Genomic DNA, 23,702 nt, shown 5'->3' with positions numbered 1-23,702 from the left:
CGTGGCCCGAGTCGTGTCGGGTCACGCCGTAACGCCGAGTGCGATGGCTAGCTCGAGGTGACGGATGCTTCGCGCTGCAGTTCCAGGGCGATGTCGATGAGCTGGTCTTCCTGGCCGCCGACGAGTTTGCGCTTGCCCGCGCGGACGAGCATTTCGGCGGCGGAGACGCCGTAGCGTTCGGCTTGGCGTTCGGCGTGGCGCAGGAAGCTGGAGTACACGCCCGCGTAGCCCATCATCAGGGCTTGGCGGTCGAGCAGGCATTCCGACGGCATGGCCGGGCGGACCACGTCTTCGGCGGCGTCGGTGACGGCGAAGAAGTCGACGCCGGTCTTGATGCCGAGCTTGTCGCAGACGCCGATGAAGGCTTCGACCGGCAGATTGCCCGCGCCCGCACCGAAGCGGCGCGCCGAGCCGTCGATCTGGGTGGCGCCCGCGCGCACGGCGTAGACCGAGTTCGCCACGGCGAGGCCGAGGTTCTCGTGGCCGTGGAAGCCGACCTGGGCGTCGTTACCGAGTTCGGCCACCAGGGCCGAGACACGGTCCGAGACCTGCTCGAGGACGAGGGCGCCCGCGGAATCGACGACGTAGACGCACTGGCAGCCCGCGTCGGCCATGACGCGGGCCTGCTCGGCCAGTTTCTCCGGCGTGGTGGAGTGGGCCATCATGAGGAAGCCGACGGTCTCGAGGCCGAGTTCGCGCGCGAGACCGAAGTGCTGGATCGAGACATCCGCCTCGGTGCAGTGGGTGGCGATACGGCAGATGGACGCGCCGTTGTCCTGAGAGATCTTGATGTCTTCCTTGACGCCGACGCCCGGCAGCATGAGGAAGGCGATCTTGGCCTGCTTGGCGCTCTCGGCGGCGGCCTTGATCAGCTCCTGCTCAGGGGTTTTCGAGAAACCGTAGTTGAACGAGGAACCACCGAGACCGTCACCGTGGGTCACCTCGATGACCGGGACACCCGAAGCATCGAGGGCGGCAACGATATCGCGCACCTCGGTCACGGTGAACTGGTGACGCTTGTGATGAGAGCCGTCGCGCAGCGAGGTGTCGGTGACACGTACATCGAGTTCGCCCGAGAAGGGCTCGAGGATATTGCTCATGGTCAAAACTCCTTACACCCGAGCCGAGATGATCTGGTCGGCCAGCACGTCACCCACGCGGGTGGCGGCGGCGGTCATGATGTCGAGGTTGCCCGCGTAGGGCGGCAGGAAATCGCCCGCGCCTTCGACCTCGACGAAGATCGACACCTTCGCCATGCCACCGGAGATCACCGACGGCTCGTCGAACTGCGGATCGTTGAGCAGCCGGTAGCCCGGCACGTACTGCTGGATCGACTTCTCCATCTCGAAGATGCTCTCGGCGATGGCATCCCGATCAGCGTCTTCGGGGATGGCGCAGAAGATGGTGTCGCGCATGATCATCGGCGGCTCGGCCGGGTTCATGATGATGATGGCCTTGCCCCGCTGCGCGCCGCCGATGGTCTCGACACCCTTGGAGGTGGTCTTGGTGAACTCGTCGATGTTCGCGCGAGTTCCCGGACCGGCCGATACCGAGGCCACCGACGCCACGATCTCGGCGTAGGCCACCGGCACGACGCGCGACACCGCCGCCACCATGGGAATCGTGGCCTGACCACCACAGGTGATCATGTTGACGTTGCGCGCATCCCGCAGCGAATCCAGGTTCACCGCGGGGATCACGGCCGGGCCGACCGCGGCCGGGGTGAGGTCGACGGCGCGGATGCCCGCGGCCTCGTATTTCGGCGCGTACGCGCGGTGCACATAGGCGGAGGTGGCCTCGAACAGCAGATCCGGCTTCTCGTCGAGGGCGAGCAGCCAGTCAGCGCCCTCGGCGGAGGTTTCCAGGCCGAGCCCGCGTGCCCGTTTCAGCCCCTCCGAATCCGGGTCGATGCCGATCATCCAGCGCGGCTCGATCTTGTCCGAGCGCAGCAGCTTGTAGAGCAGGTCGGTGCTGATATTGCCGGACCCCACGATCGCGGCGGTGACTTTGCTGGTCACGGTGTCTCCTAGTGAAGTTCAGCTGAAACGCAGGCGGACGGAACCGAGCCCGGAGAACTCGGCGTGGAAGTCGTCACCGGGGCGGGCGTCGATGGCGCGGGTGCAGGAACCGGGCAGCACGATGTCGCCCTTCTTCAGCCGCACCCCGAAGGTCGCGACCTTGCGCGCCAGCCACGCGACGGCGATCACCGGATCGCCCAGCACCGCGTCGCTGCGGCCCTCGGCGATGACCTCGCCGTTGCGGGTGAGCACGGCGTCGATGGCCTTGATGTCGATGTCGCCGGGGGCGACGCGTTCTTTGCCGAGCACCCATCCGGCCGAGGAGGCGTTGTCGGAGATGGTGTCGGTCAGACCGATCTTCCAGTCCTTGATGCGCGAGTCGATGAGTTCGATCGAGGGTGCGTACGCGACGGTCGCGGCCAACACGTCGGCTTCGGTGCAGTCCTCACCGGGTAGGTCGGCGCCGAGGACGAATCCGACCTCGACCTCCACCCGGGGCAGCAGGAATTTCGAGGTGTCGACGGGGACGTCCTCGTAGACCTCCATGTCGGCGAGCAGGTGACCGTAGTCGGGCTCGTCGACCCCCATCATCTCCTGCATCGCTTTCGACGACAGCCCCACCTTGTGCCCCACGACCTTCGCGCCGGACCGGAGCCGACGCTGGATGTTGAGCAGCTGGATCTCGTAGGCGTCGACCACATCGATGTCGGGGAACCGGTCCACGAGCGGCGAGACGGCGACGCGCTCGTCTTCGGCGCGGGCCAGTTCGTCGGCGAGTTGGGTTCGTACCGCGTCAGGCAGCACGCGGACCTCCTTGGCAGCACGGTCGGAAGGATCTAGGCGTCAAAACTGTAACCGGTTTCCCGATGCAGCGTCAGCCGTTCACCTGACAATACAACGCTACATCTGGTGATTTCTGCAACATGTTCTACTGAGTTCTACTTTTGTCTGTCCAAACGGCCGGGCCCTTCTATAACGTGTTCTACATGAGTGATCGGGAATACGATGTCGTGGTCGTCGGTAGCGGCGCCGCCGGGATGACCGCGGCCCTCGCCGCGGCGCACAAGGGACTGAGCGTTGTGCTGCTGGAGAAGGCCGCGCACTACGGCGGGTCGACGGCCCGCTCAGGCGGTGGCGTCTGGATTCCGGGCAACAAGGCGTTGCTCGCGTCCGGGCGACCCGACGATCGCGAGGACGCGCGCACCTACCTGCACAGCATCATCGGCGACGTGGTGCCCGCCGAGAAGATCGACACCTACCTCGACCGGGGCGCCGAGGCATTCGACTTCGTCCTCGACCACACCCCGCTGAAGATGAAGTGGGTTCCCGGCTACTCCGACTACTACCCGGAGGCGCCGGGCGGGCTCGGCCAAGGGCGTTCGTGCGAACCCACGCCGTTCAACGGCAAGGTGCTCGGCGCGGAGCTGGTCAATCTGGAACCGCCCTATGCCAAGGCGCCGCTGAACGTGGTCGTCATGCAGGCCGACTTCGTGCGGCTCAACCTCATTCGTCGTCACCCCAAGGGCATGATGCGGGCGCTGCGCGTCGGCGCGCGCACCTACCTGGCCAAGTGGACCGGCAAGCATCTGCTCGGCATGGGCCAGGCCATCATCGCCGCCATGCGCAAGGGCCTGCTCGACGCGGGCGTGCCGGTGCTGCTCAACACCCCGCTCACCGAGCTGGTGGTCACCGACGGGCGAGTCACCGGCGTCAAGGCCATCGCCGACGGCGAGCCGGTCACCTTCACCGCGCGCTACGGAGTGGTACTCGGCGCAGGCGGGTTCGAGCACAACGCCGACATGCGGGCCAAGTACCAGCGTGCACCGATAACCACTGAGTGGACAACCGGTGCCGCGGCCAACACCGGCGATGGCATCGTCGCGGGTATGGCAGCGGGCGCGACGGTCGGGTTCATGGAGGACGCCTGGTGGGGTCCCACGATCTTCAAGGGTGGCAAGCCCTGGTTCGCCCTCGCCGAGCGCAACCTGCCCGGCACCATCATGGTCAACGACCGAGGCGAGCGGTTCGGCAACGAGTCGGCGCCCTATGTCGAGGCGGTGCACACCATGTACGGCGGTGAGCACGGTCAGGGCGCGGGCCCCGGCGAGAACGTTCCCGCCTGGCTGGTGTTCGACCAGCGCTACCGCAACCGCTACATCTTCGCCGGACTCCAGCCGGGGCAGCGCTTTCCGTCGCGCTGGATGGAGAACGACTACATCGTCAAGGCCGACACCGTCGCAGAGCTGGCCGAGCGCATCGGCGTGCCCGTCGACAACCTGACCTCGACGATCGAGCGCTTCAACGGCTTCGCCGCCGCGGGTGAAGACGAGGACTTCGGCCGCGGCAACAGCCATTACGACCGCTACTACGGCGACCCGACCGTGAAGCCGAACCCGTGCCTGGCCGAACTGTCGCAGGGCCCGTTCTACGCGGCGAAGATCGTGCCCGGCGACCTCGGCACCAAGGGCGGACTGGTCACCGATACGGCCGCACGTGTGCTGCGGGAGGACGATTCCGTCATCGAGGGCCTCTACGCCGCGGGCAACACCAGCGCGCCGGTGATGGGCCACACCTACGCGGGCCCCGGCGCCACCATCGGCCCCGCGATCACCTTCGCCTACCTGGCGGTCCTCGACATCGCCGCGAGGAAGACGACCGAATCGGCGAAGACGACAGCATGAGCGTCAGCCCGGCGATCGCGATCGGCTACCCGGCGGTCCTCGATGTCTCGACGACGGCGTCGGCGGACGAGGCCGACGCATGATCGGAGGTGGTGTTTTCGTGCGATCGATCCGCGCAACCGGACGACTGGATGGCAAGTCCCGTCGAGTGCACGCTCATGCCACCTCCGCAGTGCACCGAACGAGCCATTCATTCTGTTCAGCAGACATGCAGGAGTAACCATGCCCATTGATCCAGCGATCGCGCTCGGCGCGACACTGCCCGCACGCGAGTTCAGTTGGACACCCACCGACGTGCAGCTCTACCACCTGGGCCTGGGCGCGGGCGCCCGCCCGACCGACCCGGCCGAGCTGGCCTACCTCGACGATCGCACGCCCCAGGTACTGCCCACGTTCGCGACGGTGGCGCCGACCCTCGGCGAAACCGAGCCGCCGCGGGTGAGCTTCCCCGGTATCGAGATCGACCTGGCCAAGGTTGTGCACGGTCACCAGGAAGTGTTGGTGCACAAGCCGATTCCCGCCACCGGCAAGGCGGTCTCGGTCGGCCGGATCGCCGAGATCTGGGACAAGGGCGCCAATGCGGTGATCGTGCAGGAGCACACCGTCACCGGGTCCGACGGTGAACCGCTGTGGACGGCACGGTCGTCGATCTTCGCCAAGGGCGAAGGCGGCTTCGGCGGCGAGCGCGGCCCGAGCACCCGCACCGAACTGCCCGATCGCGCCCCCGACGCCGAACTGCTCACCCCCACGATGCCGCAGCAGGCCCTCCTCTACCGCCTGTCCGGCGACCGCAACCCCCTGCACTCGGACCCCGAATTCGCCCGCAACGCAGGCTTTCCCGCCCCCATCCTGCACGGCCTGTCCACCTACGGCACGGTGTGCAAGGCCATCACCGACGCCCTTCTCGACAGTGACGCCAGTCGAGTCCGCGGCTTCCGCGCCAAGTTCGCCGGCGTCCTCTACCCCGGTGAAACCCTGCGCACCAAGGTCTGGCGCGAGGCCGACGACCTGATCGCGGTCGTCACCGTGGTCGAACGAGACGACGCCCCCGTCCTCGGCGACGTCGCCTTGCGTATCGCCTGACCTGGACCACTGATCACCAGGCCACCACGGCACCATCGCCCGAGAGCGAAAATCCCTGGTGGCCTGGTGATCACGCGTCCAGTGGGGGGCGCCTCGGTGGGGGGTGGGTTGTCGGTGGGGTGGGGGACGATCTTGCGGTATGGGGGTATTGGATGAACCGTTTGTGGGGTCGTGGGCGTTGGCGGCGGGGGCGCTCACGCGGCACCAGTTGCGCCATGACTTCGAGCGAGTCGTGCCGGATGTGTATTCGCGCAAAGGGAGACCGCTCGATGCGATAGGCCGCGCCAAGGCGGCGGTCCACTGGACCAAAGGCGAGGGGGTGTTGCTCGGGCGCTCGGCCGCCGCGCTGCTGGGGAGCGCCTTCGTCGATGCCGATCAACCTGTCGAGATCGCCTTGCCGCGGCATCGGCGTCCGGCGCCGGGCATCACCGTGGTGCAGGCCCGGATCGGTAGGAGTGACCGGTGCGAGGTGGACGGATACCCGGTCACGACACCATCGCGCACGGCATTCGACCTCGCTTGTCGACTTCCCCGCGACCGAGCGGTCCCGGCGCTGGACGCCCTGTGCCGAGCCACCGGCCTCGACCCGTCGACTGCTCTGGCCTTCGCCGACGTTCACCAACGGGTGCGTGGCTCTGCGCGGGCGCGCGCTGTACTCCGGTTGGTCGATCCCGGCGCCGAGTCGCCGCCGGAATCGCTGACCCGCTTGCTGCTGATCGACCACGGATTGCCCGCGCCGACCACCCAGCTCGTGGTCCGCGACACCGGGGGCGCGTTCCTCGCCCGCTTGGACATGGGCTGGGAAAGATGGCGGGTGGCAGTCGAATACGACGGCGCGCAGCACTGGACCGACTCCGCGCAGCGTACGAAGGACATCGACCGGCACGCCATCCTCGCCGAGCACGGCTGGTCGATCGTCCGTGTCGGCGCCGACCTGCTGCGCAACCGCCCCCACATCGTCATCGATCGCGTGGTGGCGGCCCTGAGCGCGCGTGGAGCCCAGTTGGACGATGGATCACCAGGCCACCACGGCACTATCGCCCGAGAGCGAAAATCCCTGAGAGCCTGATGATCTTGATCGCAGGGTGGTGATCGCCTGGGTGATGCGTCGAGTTCGGTCTTGGGGGGTGGTTGCTTTGAGGATGGGGAGGAACAGTTGGTACTGGGCGGTGCGGTTGAGGGCGGTGTAGGTGGTGCGTGCTTCGGGGGCTGTGGACAGGGCGGTGTGGAGGTCGGCGGGGGTTTCGGCGGTGCGTTGGCGTTCGTACGCGACTGCCCAGCGGCCGTCGGCTACGGCCGATTCGATGGCTGCGTATCCGGCGGGCCGCATGCGGCCGGTGGCGATGAGGGCTTCGGCCTTGGTGACGTTGACTTGGGACCAGGGGCTGCGAGCTCGACGGGGGGAGTATCGCTGCAGGTAGTGGTGGGTGTCGAGGGTGCGGCGTTGGCTGTCGATCCAGCCGTAGCAGAGGGCGGCGTCCAGGGTTTCGGTGATGGTCACCGATGGCTCGGGTGCGCCCTTCTTCGCGATGCGTACCCAGACCTCGTCCGCGGACGAGTGGTGGGTGGACAGCCACGATTCCCAAGCTTTCGCGTCGGCGCAGAGGAGATATTCGATGGTCATGTGAACCATGATCCAAGGCAAAGTGCTCAACGAATGAGCACTTAAAAACAAAGAGACGGGCATGGCCGCGGGGTGCGCGGCCACGCCCGCTCGATTCAGAGCCAGGTGTCGAGGCTGGTGGTGGTGAGGAAGTGGTCCAGGTCCGCGCGCCAGGGGGCGGGGGTGGTCTTGTCCGGCTCGATGCCGGTGTACTGGCCGCGGTAGAACAGCAGTGGCCGCCCGCCCGTGGTGGCCGATTCCGAGAGCGCGTGGACCCGGCCGATGACGATGTAATGGTCGCCGCCGTCGACGACGGAGTCGACCGTGCATTCGATGGTGGCCAGCGAATCGTCGATCACCGGAACACCGAGTTCGGAGGTGTGCCAGGAGACTCCGGCGAACTTGTCGGTCTCGCGTGAGCCGAACCGCGCGCAGGTCGGTTGCTGTTCCTCGGAGAGCACGTTCACGCAGAACCTGCCCGCCGCCTCGATCGCCGCCCACGACCGCGACCCCTTGGTGGGGCAGAACAGTACGAGGGGCGGGTCGAGGGAGAGCGCGGCGAAGGACTGGCAGGCGAACCCGATGGGTTCACCGTCCGGATCGAGCGCGGTGATCACGGTGATGCCGGTGCAGAACTGCCCCAGTACCGTGCGGAACTGTCGGCCGTCGATCGCCGGTGTCTGTTCGGTCATGTCCCTCGCCGCCGTTCCTATTGCTGCTTGAATCCGACGGTGAAATCGTGACCCCACAGGCTGACCGCGGTCGATTCGCGGGCGACCCAGGCGTGGTCGTCGACTTCGAGTCCCTCACAGCCGAATTCGATATCGAAGCCGCCGGGCGTCTTCATGTAGAAGGACAGCATCTTGTCGTTGATGTGGCGGCCGAGGGTGGCCGACATCTTCACCTTCTTGCGGTAGGCGCGGTCCAGGCAGAGGCCGACGTCGTCGGAGTTCTCCACCTCGACCATCAGGTGCACGATGCCGGTCGGATTCGGCAACGGCAGGAACGCCAGTGCGTGGTGGCGCGGGTTGCAGCCGTAGAAGCGCAGCCAGGCCGGGTCACCGTCGGCGGGACGGCCCACCATCTGCGGCGGTAGCCGCATGGAGTCGCGCAGCCGGAAGCCCAGGATGTCCTGGTAGAACGCCTGGGCCGCGCCATCGTCGGTACAGGTCAGCACGACGTGGCCCAGACCTTGCTCGGCGGTGACGAACTTGTGGCCGTAGGGGCTCACGAAGCGGCGACCCAGGTACTGCGCGCCGTAGAACGCCTCCAGGGTGTTCCCGGACGGGTCCTGGAACCGGATCATGCCCTCGACGCGGCGCTCACCCAGCTCTTCCTTGGTGCCCTCGGTGAACGCGACCCCCGCCTTGTCCAGGGTCTCGCGCAACTGCTGCAGACCGGGGGCATCGGTGACCTCCCAGCCCGAGACCAGCAGCCGGTCCTGCTCGCCGGGAACGATCACCAGTCGCGCGGCGAAATCGTCCATGCGCAGGTAGAGCGCGTCCGGGTTCAGCCCGGTGCCCTCCATCATGCCGAGAACCTTGAGGCCGTACTCGCGCCAGGCCGCCATGTCGGTGGCCTCGATGCGCATGTAGCCAAGGGCGCGGATACTCATCACTTCTCCCCGAGGAAATCGACCGTGAGCCGGTTGAACTCGTCGAACTTCTCCAGCTGCGCCCAGTGCCCGCAGCCGCCGAACACGTGCAGCTGGACGCGTGGGATCACCTTGGTGGCGATCAGCGCGCCATCGAGTGGGTTGACCCGATCTTCGCGACCCCAGATCAACAGCACCGGCTGGCGCAGCTTGTACGCGTCACGCCACAGCATGCCCTTCTCGAAGTCGGCGCCGGCGAAGGACTTGCCCATCGCCTTCATCGCCGCCAGCGACTCGGGGGTGTTGGCCAGTGCGAATCGCTCGTCGATCAGTTCGTCGGTGACCAGCGACTGATCGAAGACCATGATCCGCAAAAACTTCTCCAGGTTGTCCCTGGTCGGTTCGTAGGTGAAGCGCGAGAGCAGCTTCACGCCCTCGGTGGGGTCGGGCGCGAACAGGTTGGTGCTCAGTCCGCCCGGCCCCATCAGCACGAGCTTGCCCGCGCGCGTGGGGTGGTCGAGGGCGAACCGCACCGAGGCGCCGCCGCCGAGAGAGTTGCCGAGCAGGTGCACCCGGTCGGTGATCTCCAGGTGATCGAGCAACGCGAGCAGGGCGTTCGAGCTGTGCACGAAGTACTGCGGGTGGTCGATCGGCTTGTCGGACTTGCCGTAACCCGGCTGATCGGGCGCGATCACGTGATAGCGCTCGGCCAGAACAGGGATATTGCGGGCGAAGTTCGACCACGCCGAGGCGCCGGGTCCGCCACCGTGCAGCAGCACGATCGTGGTCGCGTTGCCCACCCCGGCTTCGTGGTAGTGCAGCTTCAGATCGGGGGTGACCTGCGCGAAGCGTGAGGTCGTTTCGTAGGTGAGTTCAGCGGTCCGGGTCATCGGCTACACCATGGCGTCGGTGACGGGCAGGCCGAACTCGTGCGTGCCGTACATGACGTAGGCGCGCTCGGGATCGTTGGCCGCGTGGACCCGCCCGGCATGCGCGTCACGCCAGAAGCGCTGCAGCGGAGTGCCGTTGGACAGGGCGGTCGCGCCGGAGGACTCGAAGAGCTTGTCGATCGAGGCGATCACCCGACCGGTCGCGCGCACCTGGTCGCGACGGGCGCGCACGCGCAGATCGAACGGCACCTCTTTGCCCGCCAGCAGCAGCGCGTACTCCTCGGCCACATTGCCCGAGAGTTGGCGCCACGCGGCGTCGATATCGCTGGCCGCCTCGGCCACGCGCACCTTGGCGAACGGGTCGTCCTTGGCGTTCTCGCCGGCGTAGGCCGCGCGCACGCGCTTGCCCTGGTGCTCGACGTGCGCCTCGTAGGCGCCGTAGCCCATGCCGACGATCGGCGTGGAGATGGTGGTGGGGTGGATGGTGCCCCACGGCATCTTGTACACGGGGTCCGGATTCTGCTCGATGCCCGGCGCGCGGCCCTCGCTCATCGCGCGGAAGCTCAGGAACCGGTGCGTCGGAACGAAGACGTCCTCGACGACGACGGTGTTGGAGCCCGTGCCGCGCAGGCCGACGACGTTCCAGACGTCGTCGATGCGGTAGTCCGAGCGCGGGATCAGGAAGCTGCCGAAGTCGACCGGCTTGCCGTTCTTGATCACCGGACCGCCGAGAACCGCCCAGGTGGCGTGGTCCGAACCCGAGGACCAGGCCCACGAGCCGCGCACGATGTAGCCGCCGTCGACGGCCTGTCCCGCACCCATCGGCGCGTAGGAGGAGGAGATGCGCACATCGGTGTCCTCGCCCCACACGTCCTGCTGGGCCTGCTGATCGAACAGCGCGAGGTGCCAGTTGTGCACCCCGATGATGCCCGCGACCCAGCCGGTGGAACCACACGCGCTGGCGATCTTGCGCACGCTGTCGTAGAAGACCACCGGGTCGGCGGCGTGGCCGCCCCACTGCTTGGGCTGCAGCAACCGGAAGAAACCGGTCTCCTGCAGCGCCTTCATGGATTCTTCGGGAATCTGGCGCAGGTCCTCGGCCTCTTGCGCGCGTTCACGCAGCGTCGGCAGCAGTGCCTCGACCCGTTCGGTCACTTCTTGCGTCATTTCGGAGCCCGCTCCTGCCTGTGTCGGATCGACAACCGGTTCTGTTCGACTGCTTGGTTCGTCTGCTTGGTTCGACTCTGAGATTAGAACAGGTTCTCATTTATGTCGAGAAGATCGCCCTACCTCGGATATAACAGGATGCAACAGAGAAGTTCGCTGGATAACTGGCGTGAAGTGGCTCAGTTTTGTAACGTGTTCTAGTGAACGAGGAGGGTTCGGGATGGCGATCAACCCCAAAGTGAGGGAACTTGATGTCGGTGCACCGCCGACGAGGTTCGCGCGCGGCTGGCACTGCATCGGCCTGGCGTCGACCTACCGCGACGGTAAGCCGCACGCGGTAGAGATCTTCGGTACCAAGCTTGTCGTGTGGACCGATACCAACGACGAGCTCCGCGTGCTCGACGCCTATTGCAGGCATATGGGCGGCGATCTGAGCATGGGCACGGTGAAGGGCGACGACATCGCCTGCCCGTTCCACGATTGGCGCTGGGGCGCGAGCGGAAAGTGCACCGCGATTCCGTACGCGCGCCGAGTTCCGCCGCTGGCCCGCACCAGGAAGTGGACCACGCTCGAGCGCAACGGTCAGCTGTTCGTCTGGCACGACCACGAGGGCAACGAACCGCCCCCCGAGGTGACGATCCCGCACATCGAGGGGCCGTACACCGATGCGGAGGGCAACCCGACCGAGACCCACGACAGCGGCTGGACCGCCTGGACGTGGGACTCGCTGCTGATCGAGGGCGCCAACTGCCGCGAGATCATCGACAACGTCGTGGACATGGCGCACTTCTTCTACATCCACTACGCCTTCCCGACGTACTTCAAGAACGTCTTCGAAGGCCATGTGGCGACACAGTTCCTGGAGACCAAGGGTCGCCCGGACGTCGGAATGGCGGCCAAGCACGGCGGTGACACGCTGCTGAAGTCGGAGGCGTCCTACTTCGGGCCGTCCTACATGATCAATCCGCTGGTGAACATCTACAGCGGGTACGAGATCAAGGTGCAGCTGATCAACTGCCACTACCCGGTGAGCCAGGATTCGTTCGTGCTGCAGTGGGGCCTGACCGTCGAGAAGCCCAAGGGCATCCCCGACGAGGCCGCGCAGAAGCTGGCCGAGACGATGGCCAAGTTCTTCGGCGACGGCTTCCTGCAGGATGTCGAGATCTGGAAGCACAAGTCCAAGGTCGAGAACCCGCTGCTCTGCGAGGAGGACGGCCCGGTCTACCAGCTGCGCCGCTGGTACGACCAGTTCTACGTCGACATCGCCGATGTCTCCGAGAAGATGACCCAGCGCTTCGAATTCGAGGTCGACACGACCAAAGCGAATCAGGCATGGGAGGCCGAGGTGGCGGAGAACCTGCGCCGCAAGGCCGAATCCGAAGAAGCGGGCGTCTGATATGAGCTCGAGGTCGATGTCGAGCGAACCGCCGAGCTCTGGCGATCCGTCGCAGCGCGCATCGACCAGCCGAAGCGAGCCGCAAAGGTCCGGCGATCCGTCGCGGCTCGCTTCGGCCGAGCAGGGGCCGGGCGATACTTCGCAGCGTGCTGCGACTCGCCCGACCTGGGCCAAGGCGCCTGATTTCGCGAATCAGCCCGTCCTGCAAGCCGCGGTGCGGGCGCAAACCGTGGTCGACAAACAGCATTACCTCGACACGGGTCTCACACCGCTGCGGTGTCAGGCCTGCTCGGCGCAGGTGTTGGTACGCAAGGCGAGCGCGCACCAGACCTCGGTGCAGTGGACCGACCGCCCGGGCGCGCACTGCCCGGTTTTCGCGCAGTTGGCCGAACACGGTGCACGGCCGGGTCGGCCGGAATCATGTCCGTCGCTGGAGAAGTCGATCAAATGGGCGGTCGACGAAGGCGTGCTCGACGTCGGTGAATAGTCAGCCGAACGGTGTGTGCGGGCGATCCTCGCGCACACCGTCGAGGTAGATGTCGACCTTCTCGTTGTAGAAGCACGCCAGGCCCGCGACCTTCTGGCTCTCCGGCAGCGGCGTGCGATATATCCAGACGACGTCGCGGTGTTCGGTGTCGCCGACCTGGACATTCCAGTAGTCGGCGGTGCCCTTGTACGGGCAGCTGGTGTGGGTGTCCGACGCGGTCAGCAGATCCATCCGGACATCGGTCAGCGGCAGGTAATACCGTGCGGGCAAACCGGTTTCGAACAGGATGCGCGGTGAGTGCGAGTCCGCGACGGTGACCCCGTCGATCTCCACCCGCACGTGCCGGGAACTGCCGAGAATGTCCACGCGCGAGTACGGATCGCGCGGATGGACGAAGACCTGCTCGTCTTCCTCGAACCAGTCGAACGCGGCGATATCCAGTCGCACCGCGTCTTTCAGCTCCGCCAGCGGTGAATCGAGATACCGCAGCGCCGCACCCTCGGCCCGCAGGCCCTCGACCGCCACGTCGTATCCGGTCGCGTCGCCACGGCTGGGGGAGTGTTCGGTGATCCCGTTCGGGTCCAGGTCGGCGTGTACGTCGGTGAGCGGCACGTAATAGGTCGGGTAGTACGGGACCTCCCAGACCAGCAGCGGCCGCAGGGTGTCGGCCACCAGCTTCCCGCGCAGATAGACCCGCACCCGCTTCTGCCCGGTCTCCACCTTGACACGTCCACGCTCGGTCATGGCTCCGACGCTACCCGAACCGCAAGCCCCGAACCCCGACCTCTGGGGAGGGACCGGACGCGTACCGGCGGGGCCGCGAACTCGAGCGCGCCGGCGCTCCGGCAATTCAGCTCAATCGCCGACGGTGAGGGCCCGGGCCTCCTCGACGGAGTGTGGGGCCGGGTCGTGGTCGTCGATGTGGGCCAGCGCGCCGCGCCCGAGGAACAGCACCGCGACCGCGGCGGCGGTGAACGCCGCGCCCAGCCAGAACGGCAGTGACATGTTGTGCTCGCCGAGCTTGCCCGCCACCCACGGCGCCGCCGCACCGCCGCCGAACCGGACGAAGCTGTAGGCCGCCGACGCGGTCGACCGCTCGACCGGCGCCGAGATCATCACGGCCTCGGTGATCAGTGTGTTGTTCACACCGAGGAACGCACCCGCGATCACGACGCCGACGATCAGCACGACCTTGTGCTCGGTGAACATCGCCATCACCGCCAGGTCGATCGCGAACAGGGCCAGCGACAGGGCCATCATCGGCAGCGAACCGTAGCGTGCCTGCAGTTTCGGGGCGAGGAACACCGACGACACAGCGAGCAGAATGCCCCAGCCGCAGAAGATGAAGCCGATCGCGTAGGTGCCCATGTCCAGCGGGAACGGGGTGAACGCGAGCAGGGTGAAGAAGCCGAAGTTGTAGAGCAACGCGGTGATGCTGACCGTCAGCAATCCCCGGTGCCGCAACGCTTCGAACGGCGCGGTGATCGAGGTCGGATGCGCGGCCTTCGGTGTGTCGGGCAGCAGCACGACGATCGCGATGAAAGCGACGGCCATCAGTACCGAGACTCCGAAGAACGGCCCACGCCAGCTGATTCCACCGAGCACGCCGCCGAGCAGCGGACCGGTCGCGATGCCGATGCCGAGCGCGGCCTCGTAGAGGATGATCGCCTTGGCGACACCGCCGGTGGCCGCGCCGACGATGGTGGCCAGTGCCGTCGCGATGAACAGGGCGTTGCCCAGGCCCCAGCCCGCGCGGAAGCCGATGATCTCGCCGATGCTGCCGGACATGCCTGCCAGCGCGGCGAACACGATGATGATCGCCAGCCCGGACAGCAGCGTCTTCTTCGCGCCGAAGCGGCTCGAGATCACGCCGGTGACCAGCATGGCGACACCCGTTACGGCCATGTAGCTGGTGAACAGCAGCGAGACCTGGGAGGGTGTCGCGTCGAGCTGTTCGCCGATCGGTTTGAGAATGGGGTCGACGAGGCCGATGCCCATGAACGCGATGACGCTCGCGAAGGCGACGGCCCACACGGCCTTGGGTTGGGAGTCGGTGGTTGCGGCGTTGTCGTCGCGAGCCAGCTGGGGGTTGCTCATGCCTGCGCCTCGCTGGCGCTCGGCTGCGGCATGCGCATTGCGCGCCGGCACATGATTCGCTCGCTGCGCTCGTTCATGGGCACTCCTGGTTGCATCACTGATGACCGCGGGCAACCGAGCGAAGGGCTGTCAGCAGGTCGTTCATGTCGGTGTCGAGCCGGATCAGCCGATCGAGATCGAAATCGGCGATTCCGGGCGCCATGGCGGCGGCGAACGCGCGCCTGGCCTCGGTGAGTCGGGACCGGCCGGCCGGAGTGAGCTCGACGAGCGCTGCCCGGGAATCGTGCGGGTCCTTGGTGCGGGTGGCGAAGCCGTCGGTGACGAGTCGACCGATCAGCGCCGTTGCCGCCGGTTGGGAACATCTGTCGATCCGGGCGAAGTCGCTGACCCGCAGGCCGCCGTGCTCGTCGAGCACGGCCAGGGCCCGCAGGACCGCGCGGGGCAGATCGTCGGTGCTGATCGCCCCGGCCAGCCGGGTGAGCCGACCCGCAGTGACCAGCAGGTCGACCACGATGTCGTCTGCCGAGGGCTGCGCTGTCTGCTTCACGGAAAATAATATTACATAAGCTAACTATCTAAATCCAGGCAGCTCGGCTCGGCGACCCTGGTGAAATGGCGCACAACGCGCCGAAAGCCCTGGCCGCAGGACTGCGACCAGGGCTATCGGCGCAACTCTCGCAAGCTGCAGTCAGCGGGTGCCGAACAGGGCGCGGTGGCGCTTCGGCCTAAGCCGCGGCCGGACGTCTGCCGGTGCCGAACAGCTCGGCGGTGGCGTGAGCACGCTTGAAGTACAGGTGGGCGTCGTGTTCCCAGGTGATGGCGATGCCGCCGTGCAACTGGATGGTCTCCGCCGCCACCGTGCAGAAGGCCTCGGAGCAGTGCTTGCGCGCGACCCAGGCCTCCTCCGTGGCGGACGGACTGTCCTCGGCCACCGCGAGGGCGGCAGCCAACGCCGCCGATTCGGCCGACTCGACCAGCACGTACATGTCGGCCATCCGATGCTTGAGCGCCTGGAAGCTGCCGATCGGACGACCGAACTGCACGCGCGAGGCCGTGTACTCGACCGTCATCTCGAGGCAGCGCCTGGCCGCGCCGACCTGCTCGGAAGCCAGCGCCGCCCAGGCGATCTCGCGCAGCCGGCGGCGCAGCGCGGCGGGGTCGCCGGTGCCGATCCTGGTGGCGGGGGCGTCGGTGAAGGTGATGGCGGCCAGCGTGCGCGTGGGATCGAGCGCGGGGGTCGCGGCAACGGTCACACCGGCAGCGTCCGCTGTCGTCTCGAAGAGTCCGTCATCGGTCAGGACCAACAGCAGGTGAGCCTGCGCACCGTGCAGAACGTAATGGGCTGCGCCGCTGAGCTTCCCGTCGGTGACGCTGACCCCGGCCGAATCCCAGCCCGCGGCGTCGGCCCAGCACAGGGCCGCCGTGCGTGACCCATCCGCCAGATCGGGCAACAGCCGGGCGCAGGCCTGCTCGTCGCCGGCCAGCAAGATCGCCTGCACCCCGAGCACCGCCGACCCGAGCATCGGCACTCCACTCAGCGTCCGCCCCAATTCGCCCACGACCATGAGTGATTCGACCAGGCCCGCCCCCGCTCCACCCCACTGCTCCGGCACCGCGAGCGCGGCGACCCCGACCTGCTCACACAGCATCCGCCACAACTTCGGGTCGTACCCGAGGTCGGTGTCCATCGCGGTACGCAGCGCGGCCGAGGTGGCGTGCTTGCCGAGCAGGGCCCGCACGGAGGTCCGGAATTCGAGTAGTTCATTCGATGGCATGGGGTTCCTCGTAAGGCTCGGTGATGGCGTCGGAGGTGGGAGCGCGTCGGCTGCGGTTCGGCGGGACCCGGCTGCCACCGCGACACGAACCTGCGCGGCGTTCGGTCTGTGTCGACGGTGGCATCGCGGGTCTCAGATCGTCGCGGCCGCAGGTTCGGCGGCGCGTAGGGAATCGGCGATCCTGCCTCGGTGGAAATCCGCTGTGCCCCAAGCTGTCCGCAGCGCGGCGACCTTGGTGAGCCACAGCGACAGATCGAATTCCGCGGTGTAGCCGATGGCCCCGTGTACCTGGAGCCCGGTGCGCGCGGCGCGATGGGCGGCGTCGCCACAGGTCACCAGGGCTGCCGAGACATCGCGGGCGCGGTCGGCCGAATCGAGCGTGAGCGCCGCGCGGTACACCAGCGGTTCGGCCAGATCCAGCGCGATTCGCACATCGGCGAGCTGCTGTTTCACCGCCTGGAATTCGCCGATCGCACGCCCGAACTGCTTGCGCTGCTTGGCATAGGAGGTGGTCTGCTCGAGAATCGAGCGGCCCGCACCGAGCAGTTGCGCGGCACAGGCGAGAACACCGGTGTCGAAGGCGTAGTCGATGGCCGCTTCGACCTCGGGGCCCTCGGCGATCGACTCGTCGGCGGTGACTCGACACAGCTTGCGGGCGGGGTCTATCGAGGCCACCGAACCCGGCGCCGCGTCCGCGCTGGTCTCGACGTCGGAGCGGGACAGCCTGCCCAACGCCAGTCGACCGTCGGTGGCGACGAGTACCGGCTCGGCGATCTCGGCGTCGAGGGCGATGCCGCGCTGTGGCTCGAAGGTGATGGTGCCCAGCGCCTGCCCGCTCGCGAGCGCGGACAGCCACCGTCGCGCGGGTGCGTCATCGGCGAGCCGCTGCAACAGCGCTGGAATCACGGCAGCGGATTCGATCACTGGCCCGGGTACAGCGCCGCGGCCGAGTTCGATCAGCGCGACGACGAGATCGACGGTGGTCGCGTCCGCCCCGTCGTACTTCTCGTCGACGATCAGGCCGAAGACACCCATCTCGGCGATCTGCCGCAGTATCGCGCGCCCCTTGCCGGTGTCGCCATCGGCCCAAGCGCGCACCGCCGCGGGCACCTGTCCGGCATCGAGAATCTTGCGCAGCTCGGCGGCGAAGTCGAGCTGTTCGGTACTGAGCGCGAATCTCATCGCAGACCTCCTGTGTTCGCAAGGGCGATTCGGCCCGAATGATTGACGTTCATCGCTTGCTCTCGCGGGGCAGGCCGAGGATGCGTTCGGCGATGATGTTGCGCTGGATCTCGTTGGTGCCCGCGTAGATCGGGCCCGACAGCGAGAACAGATAGCCGTCGGTCCAGTCGCTGCGCTGCTCGGCGGCCGAGCCGAGCAGGTCGAGCGCCGTCTCGTGCATGGATATGTCGAGTTCGGACCAGAACACCTTGGTGATCGACGATTCCGCGCCGAGCTGGCCGCCGTCGGTGAGTCGGGTGACGGTGCCGAAGGTGTGCAGGCGGTAGGCCTCGGCGCCGAGCCAGGCGTCGACCACGGAGTTGCGGGCCGCGGTGTCGCTCGGATCGGCCGTCTCCTTCCACAGGTCGATGAGCCGCTGCGCGGTGGCGCTGAACCGGCCGGGGCTGCGCAGCGAGAGGCCACGTTCGTTGGACGAGGTCGCCATCGCGACCCGCCAGCCCTCGTTCACCCCGCCGATCACGTCGTGGTCGGGCACGAAGACGTCGTCGAGGAAGATCTCGGCGAAACCCGGTTCGCCGTCGAGCTGGGGGATCGGCCGCACACTCACGCCCTCGGCGGTGAGCGGGAACATCACGTAGGTGAGTCCGTGGTGGCGCTGCGCCTCGGGATCGCTGCGGAACAGGCCGAACGCCCAATCGGCGAAGGACGCACGCGAACTCCACGTCTTCTGGCCGTTGAGCAGCCAGCCGCCTTCGGTGCGCCGAGCGGTCGAACGCAGGCTCGCGAGGTCGCTGCCCGACTCGGGTTCCGACCAGGCTTGCGCCCAGATGTCGTCACCGCGCGCCATGCGCGGCAGGATCCGCGCGAGCTGTTCGGCGGTGCCGTGCTCGAACAGCGTCGGCGCGAGCAGGAAGATGCCGTTCTGCGCGACCCGGCCCGGTGCGCCCGCGGCGTAGTACTCCTGCTCGAACAGCACCCATTCCAGGATCGAGGCGTCGCGCCCGCCGAACTCGCGCGGCCACGACACCGCCGACAGCCGGGCTTGCGCCAGCTTCGCCTCCCATTCCCGATGCGCGGCAAAGCCTTGCGCGGTATCCATCGACGGCAACGGCTCGGCCGGTACATTGGCGGCGAGGAACTCGCGCACCTCCAGCTGGAATTCCCGGGCAGCCGGGTCGATCTCGAGATCCACTTACTTCGTCCCGTTCTGTTCGGTAGAGGTGGCGGTGGCCTTCATCGAGCGGGCGTTCATCCCGCCCAGCGAATCGGCGCCGACCTCGGCGTTGTGCGCGTGTGCGAAATGATGCAGCCCGAAGACCGAGTCCATGCCGGTGCGCATGCCCATCAGATCCTCGGCCTGGTTGACGGCCTTCTTGGTGAGCGCCAGCCCGAATTGCGGCATGGCGGAGATCTTCTCGGCCAGACCCATGACCTCGGCCTCGAGCTGCTCATGCGGCACGACCCGGTTGACCATGCCCCACTCCTTGGCCTGCGCCGCCCCGAACCGGTCGCCGGTGAACAGGAACTCCTTGGCCGCGCGCGGACCCATCACCCACGGATGCGCGAAGTACTCCACACCCGGAATGCCCATCCGGACAACGGGATCGGAGAAGAACGCGTCGTCGGAGCAGATGATCAGATCGCACACCCAGGCCAGCATCAGCCCGCCCGCGATGCAGGCGCCCTGCACCATCGCCACCATCGGCTTGGGGATTTCCCGCCAGCGCCTGCACATTCCGAGATACACCTCGGATTCGCGCGCGAACCGCTGATCACCGCCGGAACGGTCCAGGTGGTCCCACCACAGGGCGGCCTTGTTCTCGTAGTGCACGTCGTGATCGCGACCCGGTGTCCCGATGTCGTGCCCGGCGCTGAAGTGTTTTCCGTTGCCGGCCAACACGATCACCTTGACCGCCGAATCCTCGACCGCGCGCACGAAGGCGGCATCGAGGGCGTAGGTCATCTTCGAGTTCTGCGCGTTGCGGAAGTCGGGCCGGTTCATGGTGACGACGGCGACCGATCCGCGCACCTCGTAGGTGACGACCTCGGTCTCGGTTTCGGAACTCACGACTTCTCCTCACGTAGCTCACGCTTGAGCACTTTGCCCGCGGCGCTGTAGGGCAGCTGGTCGCGGAACTCGACGAGCCTGGGCACCTTGAAATTCGCCAATTCGGCTGCGGCGAAGGCGATCACGTCCTCGGCGGTCAGCGCCGATCCGGCCTCGCGGACGACGACGGCCTTGCCGATCTCGCCCATCCGCTCGTCGGGCACGCCGATGACCGCCGACTCGGCGACACCGTCGAGCCTGGCCAGGGTCTGTTCGATCTCGGCGGGGTACACGTTGAACCCGCCGGTGATGTACATGTCCTTGAGCCGGTCGGTGATCTTGAGGTAGCCGCGCTCGTCGACGACGCCGATGTCGCCGGTGTGCAGCCAGCCGTCGGCGTCGATCGCCTCGGCGGTGGCCTCGGGATCGTCGAGGTAGCCCAGCATCACATTGGGGCCGCGCAGCAGCACCTCACCGGCCTCGGACAGGCTCAGTTCGAACCCGGCGATCGGCCCGCCGCAGGTATTGGCGATGGTCGTCGCGTCGTCCTCGGGGCGGCACATGGTGCCGAAACCGGCCGATTCGGACAGGCCGTAGGCGGTAATGACCACCTCGAAGGCGAGATCGTCGCGCATGCGCTCGATCAATACCACCGGCACGGTCGCCGCGCCGGTCACCGCCACCCGCAGCGAGCTCAGGTCACGCTCGCCGCGTTGGGGATGGGCGAGGACGGTCTGGTAGATCGTCGGCGGACCGGTGAGCACGGTGATCCGCTCGGACTCGATCAGCGCCAGCGCCGCGGGCACGTCGAAGGTGGCCTGCGGCACGATCGTGGCCCCGGTGACCAGGCACGCGAGAATGCCCGCCTTGTAACCGAAGTTGTGGAAGAACGGGGGGATCACCAGGTAGCGGTCGCCCGCGCGCAGGGTCGAACACTCGACCCAGCCACGAACCACGTCCAGTGCCTGCCGGTGCGCGACGAGGGTGCCCTTGCTGCGGCCGGTGGTTCCGGAGGTGAACAGGATGTCGGAGACGTCGTCGGGGGACACCTGGGCGGCCCGCTCCTCGCCGACCGCTTCCGGCACCGTCGCGGCCTCTTCGAGCAACTCGTCCCACGTCACCGTCGTGTGCGCGGACTCGACCGCCGTGGGGGCGGGCTCGTCCTCGATCGGGATGACGACGACAGTCCCGATACCCAGTGCCGGCGCCGCCGCCGCGAGTTCGGTCGCCCGATCCCGACCGAGGAACGGACCGGCCACGAACAGCGCCTTCGCGTCGACGCGGGTCAGCACGTCCACGGCTTCGGCCGCCACATAGCGGGTGTTCAAGGGAACCAGCGCGGCCCCGACGGAATGGGCGGCGAGGGCGGCGACCACCCAGTGATAGGTGTTCGGCGACCACATCGCGACCCGGTCGCCGGGGCGGATGCCACGGGCGATCAGGGCGCGGGCGGCCACCCGGACCTGGTCGAGTAGCTCGGTCCAGTCCAGGCGGATCGCGCCGTCGATCAGGGCGGGCTCGTGCGGATGCGCCGCTGCGATGTGTCGCAGCGCCTGCGGAGTGGTGTGTGCGGGGGGTGTCACGGGGTCCTCACCGTTGTGCGGTTCGCTGTTCTTCCGAAGCAGCTAACAAAGCAAGTGCTTGGTAGGTTATCCTACCGAGGTGGGCGTGATCCAGACCTCAGATTCCGATACCGCGACCTCCGACGCGATGTTCACCGCGGAGATAAGAACTTGGCTGTCCGAGAACCTGACAGGCGAGTTCGCTGACCTGCGCGGGACCGGCGGGCCGGGCCGTGAGCACGAGTTCTTCGAAGAGCGCTTGGCGTGGGACCGCCACCTCGCCCAGGCCGGCTGGACCTGCCTCGGCTGGCCGGTGGAACACGGTGGCCGTGGTGCCAGTGTGCGCCAGCAGGTGATCTTCCACGAGGAATACGCGAAGGCCGACGCGCCCGCGCGGGTCTCGCACGTCGGTGAGGAACTACTCGGCCCGACCCTGCTGGCCTTCGGTACCGAGGAGCAGAAGAAGCGATTCCTGCCCGGCGTCCGCTCGGTCGGCGAGCTGTGGTGCCAGGGCTACTCCGAACCGGGCGCGGGCTCCGACCTCGCCGCGGTCAGCACCACGGCTCGCCTGGAAGGCGACAAGTGGGTGATCAACGGCCAGAAGATCTGGACCTCGCTCGCGCACGTCGCCGACTGGTGCTTCGTCATCGCCCGCACCGAGCGCGGCTCGAGCCGTCACAAGGGCCTGTCCTATCTGCTGGTTCCGATGAACCAGCCCGGCATCGAAGTGCGCCCGATCGAACAGCTCACCGGAACCTCCGAATTCAACGAGGTCTTCTTCGACGATGCCGTCACCGACGCCGACCTGGTCGTCGGCGCGCCGGGCGACGGTTGGCGAATCGCGATGGGCACGCTCACCTTCGAGCGCGGCATCTCCACGCTCGGTCAGCAGATCCGTTTCGCGCGCGAGCTCTCCGACATCGAAGACCTGGCCCGGCGCACCGGCGCCGCCGACGATCCGCTGATCGCCGATCGCCTCGATCGCGCCTGGGTCGGGCTCAGGGTGTTGCGCGCGCACGCGCTGCGCACCATGAGCGAGGACCACGACGACTCGGGCGGGGCCTCGGTGTCGAAGTTGTTGTGGGCCAACTGGCATCGCGACCTCGGCGAACTGGCGATGGCCGTCCAGGGCGCGGCAGGCCTGGTCCTGGGCCCCGACGACATGACCGCATGGCAGCGGCTGTACCTGTTCAGCCGCGCCGACACGATCTATGGAGGTTCGAACGAAGTGCAGCGCAACATCATCGCCGAGCGTGTGCTCGGCCTGCCGCGAGAGGCGCGCCCGTGAGTGCGAACAATTCCCCGCTGTCGGTCGCTCCCGCCCCGGTCGCCGGGCACGGGCTGCTGACCGGCCGCAAGGCCGTGATCACCGCGGCGGCGGGTACCGGAATCGGTTCGTCCACCGCGCGCAGGCTCCTCGATGAAGGCGCCGATGTCGTCGTCTCCGATTGGCACGAACGGCGTTTGACCGAAACCGCCGAGCTGCTCGCGAAGGATTTCCCGGAGCGCACGGTGGGAGCCGTGGTCTGCGACGTCCGCGACACATCCCAGGTCAACCAGTTGCTCACCGATGCCGCCGTCCGTCTGGGCCGGATCGACATCATGGTCAACAACGCGGGCCTCGGCGGTGAGACCCCGGTGGTCGACATGACCGACGAGCAGTGGGACCAGGTTCTCGACATCACCCTCACCGGCACCTTCCGCTGCACCCGGGCCGCCCTCGGCTACTTCCGCGGCGCGGGCCATGGCGGGGTGATCGTCAACAATGCCTCCGTCCTCGGCTGGCGCGCTCAGCACGGGCAAGCCCACTACGCCGCGGCCAAGGCCGGTGTGATGGCGCTGACCAGGTGCAGTGCGGTCGAAGCCGCCGAATTCGGCGTGCGGATCAATGCCGTGGCGCCGAGCATCGCCCGTCATCCGTTCCTGGACAAGGTGAGTTCGGCGGAGCTGCTCGACTCGCTCAGCGAACGCGAGGCGTTCGGTCGTGCCGCCGAACCGTGGGAAGTGGCGGCGACGATCGCCATGTTGGCCAGTGACTACACCTCGTATCTGACCGGCGAGGTTGTCTCGGTGAGCAGCCAGCGCGCATGATCGCCGTGGCGGGTTACCCGAAACCAAGC

Annotated in this window: 23 protein-coding genes; 7 read left to right on the top strand and 16 right to left on the bottom strand. The window is 67.4% G+C overall.

What is annotated here, in order from left to right:
- Window positions 1-47 precede the first annotated feature (47 nt).
- The 3 genes from dmpG to ACFWUR_RS19525 are packed head-to-tail and all read right to left on the bottom strand — an operon-like array spanning window position 48 to window position 2,822.
- On the bottom strand, window positions 48-1,100 hold the full coding sequence (dmpG, locus tag ACFWUR_RS19535; protein ID WP_378908610.1) for a 4-hydroxy-2-oxovalerate aldolase: 1,053 nt from the start codon (window positions 1,098-1,100) through the stop codon (window positions 48-50).
- Window positions 1,101-1,112: 12 nt separating this feature from the next.
- Window positions 1,113-2,018, bottom strand: a complete 906-nt coding sequence (locus ACFWUR_RS19530) for an acetaldehyde dehydrogenase (acetylating) (protein ID WP_378908609.1) — start codon at window positions 2,016-2,018, stop codon at window positions 1,113-1,115.
- Between the two features lie 18 nt (window positions 2,019-2,036).
- Window positions 2,037-2,822: a 2-keto-4-pentenoate hydratase gene (locus ACFWUR_RS19525; RefSeq protein ID WP_378908608.1), complete on the bottom strand. Its 786-nt coding sequence runs from the start codon at window positions 2,820-2,822 to the stop codon at window positions 2,037-2,039.
- Window positions 2,823-3,004: 182 nt separating this feature from the next.
- Here ACFWUR_RS19525 and kstD point away from each other — a divergent pair, with 182 nt between their 5' ends.
- The 3 genes from kstD to ACFWUR_RS19510 all read left to right on the top strand — a co-directional run bounded on the left by kstD (window position 3,005) and on the right by ACFWUR_RS19510 (window position 6,851).
- Window positions 3,005-4,699 (top strand): 3-oxosteroid 1-dehydrogenase, encoded by a 1,695-nt coding sequence (gene kstD / locus ACFWUR_RS19520; RefSeq protein ID WP_378908607.1) that lies wholly within the window; start codon window positions 3,005-3,007, stop codon window positions 4,697-4,699.
- Window positions 4,700-4,921: 222 nt separating this feature from the next.
- Window positions 4,922-5,782 carry a MaoC/PaaZ C-terminal domain-containing protein gene (locus ACFWUR_RS19515; protein WP_378908605.1) on the top strand — a complete coding sequence of 287 codons (861 nt, stop codon included), beginning with the start codon at window positions 4,922-4,924 and terminating at the stop codon, window positions 5,780-5,782.
- Between the two features lie 139 nt (window positions 5,783-5,921).
- Window positions 5,922-6,851 (top strand): DUF559 domain-containing protein, encoded by a 930-nt coding sequence (locus ACFWUR_RS19510; RefSeq protein WP_378908604.1) that lies wholly within the window; start codon window positions 5,922-5,924, stop codon window positions 6,849-6,851.
- Here the strand turns inward: ACFWUR_RS19510 and ACFWUR_RS19505 are convergent.
- The 5 genes from ACFWUR_RS19505 to hsaA form a co-directional block, all read right to left on the bottom strand.
- Entirely contained in the window at window positions 6,798-7,406 is a 609-nt protein-coding gene (locus tag ACFWUR_RS19505) for a YdeI family protein (protein ID WP_378908603.1), read from the bottom strand. The two genes, ACFWUR_RS19510 and ACFWUR_RS19505, sit on opposite strands and share 54 nt — an antisense overlap.
- Window positions 7,407-7,501: 95 nt before the next feature.
- On the bottom strand, window positions 7,502-8,077 hold the full coding sequence (gene hsaB, locus ACFWUR_RS19500) for a 3-hydroxy-9,10-secoandrosta-1,3,5(10)-triene-9,17-dione monooxygenase reductase subunit (protein ID WP_378908602.1): 576 nt from the start codon (window positions 8,075-8,077) through the stop codon (window positions 7,502-7,504).
- Window positions 8,078-8,094: 17 nt separating this feature from the next.
- Window positions 8,095-9,003: an iron-dependent extradiol dioxygenase HsaC gene (hsaC, locus tag ACFWUR_RS19495; protein ID WP_378908600.1), complete on the bottom strand. Its 909-nt coding sequence runs from the start codon at window positions 9,001-9,003 to the stop codon at window positions 8,095-8,097.
- Window positions 9,000-9,869 carry a 4,5:9,10-diseco-3-hydroxy-5,9,17-trioxoandrosta-1(10),2-diene-4-oate hydrolase gene (gene hsaD, locus ACFWUR_RS19490; protein ID WP_378908599.1) on the bottom strand — a complete coding sequence of 290 codons (870 nt, stop codon included), beginning with the start codon at window positions 9,867-9,869 and terminating at the stop codon, window positions 9,000-9,002. The genes hsaC and hsaD overlap by 4 nt, the downstream gene beginning before the upstream one ends.
- A 3-nt stretch (window positions 9,870-9,872) precedes the next feature.
- Window positions 9,873-11,036 (bottom strand): 3-hydroxy-9,10-secoandrosta-1,3,5(10)-triene-9,17-dione monooxygenase oxygenase subunit, encoded by a 1,164-nt coding sequence (hsaA, locus tag ACFWUR_RS19485; RefSeq protein ID WP_378908598.1) that lies wholly within the window; start codon window positions 11,034-11,036, stop codon window positions 9,873-9,875.
- Between the two features lie 220 nt (window positions 11,037-11,256).
- Here hsaA and ACFWUR_RS19480 point away from each other — a divergent pair, with 220 nt between their 5' ends.
- Both ACFWUR_RS19480 and ACFWUR_RS19475 read left to right on the top strand, forming a co-directional pair.
- A complete protein-coding gene (locus ACFWUR_RS19480; protein ID WP_378908597.1) occupies window positions 11,257-12,432 on the top strand; it encodes a Rieske 2Fe-2S domain-containing protein in 1,176 nt (391 codons plus the stop codon).
- A 16-nt stretch (window positions 12,433-12,448) separates the two neighbouring features.
- Complete coding sequence (locus ACFWUR_RS19475) at window positions 12,449-12,919, top strand: hypothetical protein (protein WP_378908595.1); 471 nt, start codon at window positions 12,449-12,451, stop codon at window positions 12,917-12,919.
- Here ACFWUR_RS19475 and ACFWUR_RS19470 read toward each other — a convergent pair whose 3' ends face one another.
- From ACFWUR_RS19470 to ACFWUR_RS19435, 8 genes are all read right to left on the bottom strand, one after another.
- A complete protein-coding gene (locus ACFWUR_RS19470; RefSeq protein WP_378908594.1) occupies window positions 12,920-13,663 on the bottom strand; it encodes a DUF427 domain-containing protein in 744 nt (247 codons plus the stop codon).
- A 111-nt stretch (window positions 13,664-13,774) separates the two neighbouring features.
- A complete protein-coding gene (locus tag ACFWUR_RS19465; protein ID WP_378908592.1) occupies window positions 13,775-15,016 on the bottom strand; it encodes an MFS transporter in 1,242 nt (413 codons plus the stop codon).
- Between the two features lie 94 nt (window positions 15,017-15,110).
- Window positions 15,111-15,563 carry a MarR family winged helix-turn-helix transcriptional regulator gene (locus tag ACFWUR_RS19460; RefSeq protein ID WP_378908590.1) on the bottom strand — a complete coding sequence of 151 codons (453 nt, stop codon included), beginning with the start codon at window positions 15,561-15,563 and terminating at the stop codon, window positions 15,111-15,113.
- A gap of 178 nt (window positions 15,564-15,741) precedes the next feature.
- Complete coding sequence (locus ACFWUR_RS19455; RefSeq protein ID WP_378908589.1) at window positions 15,742-16,791, bottom strand: acyl-CoA dehydrogenase family protein; 1,050 nt, start codon at window positions 16,789-16,791, stop codon at window positions 15,742-15,744.
- Between the two features lie 132 nt (window positions 16,792-16,923).
- Window positions 16,924-17,973, bottom strand: coding sequence for an acyl-CoA dehydrogenase family protein (locus tag ACFWUR_RS19450; protein ID WP_378908587.1), 1,050 nt, complete (start codon window positions 17,971-17,973; stop codon window positions 16,924-16,926).
- A 49-nt stretch (window positions 17,974-18,022) separates the two neighbouring features.
- Entirely contained in the window at window positions 18,023-19,165 is a 1,143-nt protein-coding gene (locus ACFWUR_RS19445; protein ID WP_378908586.1) for an acyl-CoA dehydrogenase family protein, read from the bottom strand.
- The gene (locus tag ACFWUR_RS19440) at window positions 19,166-20,041 is read right to left on the bottom strand and encodes an enoyl-CoA hydratase (RefSeq protein ID WP_378908584.1); all 876 of its coding nucleotides are present in this window, start codon (window positions 20,039-20,041) and stop codon (window positions 19,166-19,168) included.
- Window positions 20,038-21,603 (bottom strand): FadD3 family acyl-CoA ligase, encoded by a 1,566-nt coding sequence (locus ACFWUR_RS19435; protein WP_378908583.1) that lies wholly within the window; start codon window positions 21,601-21,603, stop codon window positions 20,038-20,040. The genes ACFWUR_RS19440 and ACFWUR_RS19435 overlap by 4 nt, the downstream gene beginning before the upstream one ends.
- Before the next feature lie 127 nt (window positions 21,604-21,730).
- On the opposite strand from ACFWUR_RS19435, the gene ACFWUR_RS19430 reads away from it, so the two are divergent.
- Together ACFWUR_RS19430 and ACFWUR_RS19425 are read left to right on the top strand one after the other, a co-directional pair.
- Complete coding sequence (locus ACFWUR_RS19430) at window positions 21,731-22,870, top strand: acyl-CoA dehydrogenase family protein (RefSeq protein WP_378908777.1); 1,140 nt, start codon at window positions 21,731-21,733, stop codon at window positions 22,868-22,870.
- The gene (locus ACFWUR_RS19425; protein ID WP_378908582.1) at window positions 22,867-23,673 is read left to right on the top strand and encodes an SDR family oxidoreductase; all 807 of its coding nucleotides are present in this window, start codon (window positions 22,867-22,869) and stop codon (window positions 23,671-23,673) included. The genes ACFWUR_RS19430 and ACFWUR_RS19425 overlap by 4 nt, the downstream gene beginning before the upstream one ends.
- Window positions 23,674-23,702: the final 29 nt, after the last annotated feature.

The organism is Nocardia sp. NPDC058633, assembly GCF_042717045.1.
Taxonomy (GTDB): Bacteria; Actinomycetota; Actinomycetes; order Mycobacteriales; family Mycobacteriaceae; genus Nocardia.
The sequence above is the reverse complement of the archived record's forward strand: the minus strand, read 5'-3'. Positions and strand labels throughout refer to the sequence as shown.

Excerpts from the sequence above, each read along its gene's own strand:
- ACFWUR_RS19480 (WP_378908597.1), top strand. The coding sequence starts at position 11,257 with ATGGCGATCAACCCCAAAGTGAGGGAACTTGATGTCGGTGCACCGCCG.
- ACFWUR_RS19450 (WP_378908587.1), bottom strand. The coding sequence starts at position 17,973 with ATGAGATTCGCGCTCAGTACCGAACAGCTCGACTTCGCCGCCGAGCTG.
- hsaB (WP_378908602.1), bottom strand. The coding sequence starts at position 8,077 with ATGACCGAACAGACACCGGCGATCGACGGCCGACAGTTCCGCACGGTA.
- ACFWUR_RS19505 (WP_378908603.1), bottom strand. The coding sequence starts at position 7,406 with ATGACCATCGAATATCTCCTCTGCGCCGACGCGAAAGCTTGGGAATCG.
- ACFWUR_RS19430 (WP_378908777.1), top strand. The coding sequence starts at position 21,731 with ATGTTCACCGCGGAGATAAGAACTTGGCTGTCCGAGAACCTGACAGGC.
- ACFWUR_RS19465 (WP_378908592.1), bottom strand. The coding sequence starts at position 15,016 with ATGAGCAACCCCCAGCTGGCTCGCGACGACAACGCCGCAACCACCGAC.
- ACFWUR_RS19470 (WP_378908594.1), bottom strand. The coding sequence starts at position 13,663 with ATGACCGAGCGTGGACGTGTCAAGGTGGAGACCGGGCAGAAGCGGGTG.
- ACFWUR_RS19475 (WP_378908595.1), top strand. The coding sequence starts at position 12,449 with ATGTCGAGCGAACCGCCGAGCTCTGGCGATCCGTCGCAGCGCGCATCG.
- ACFWUR_RS19515 (WP_378908605.1), top strand. The coding sequence starts at position 4,922 with ATGCCCATTGATCCAGCGATCGCGCTCGGCGCGACACTGCCCGCACGC.
- kstD (WP_378908607.1), top strand. The coding sequence starts at position 3,005 with ATGAGTGATCGGGAATACGATGTCGTGGTCGTCGGTAGCGGCGCCGCC.
- hsaD (WP_378908599.1), bottom strand. The coding sequence starts at position 9,869 with ATGACCCGGACCGCTGAACTCACCTACGAAACGACCTCACGCTTCGCG.
- hsaA (WP_378908598.1), bottom strand. The coding sequence starts at position 11,036 with ATGACGCAAGAAGTGACCGAACGGGTCGAGGCACTGCTGCCGACGCTG.
- dmpG (WP_378908610.1), bottom strand. The coding sequence starts at position 1,100 with ATGAGCAATATCCTCGAGCCCTTCTCGGGCGAACTCGATGTACGTGTC.
- ACFWUR_RS19510 (WP_378908604.1), top strand. The coding sequence starts at position 5,922 with ATGGGGGTATTGGATGAACCGTTTGTGGGGTCGTGGGCGTTGGCGGCG.
- ACFWUR_RS19455 (WP_378908589.1), bottom strand. The coding sequence starts at position 16,791 with ATGCCATCGAATGAACTACTCGAATTCCGGACCTCCGTGCGGGCCCTG.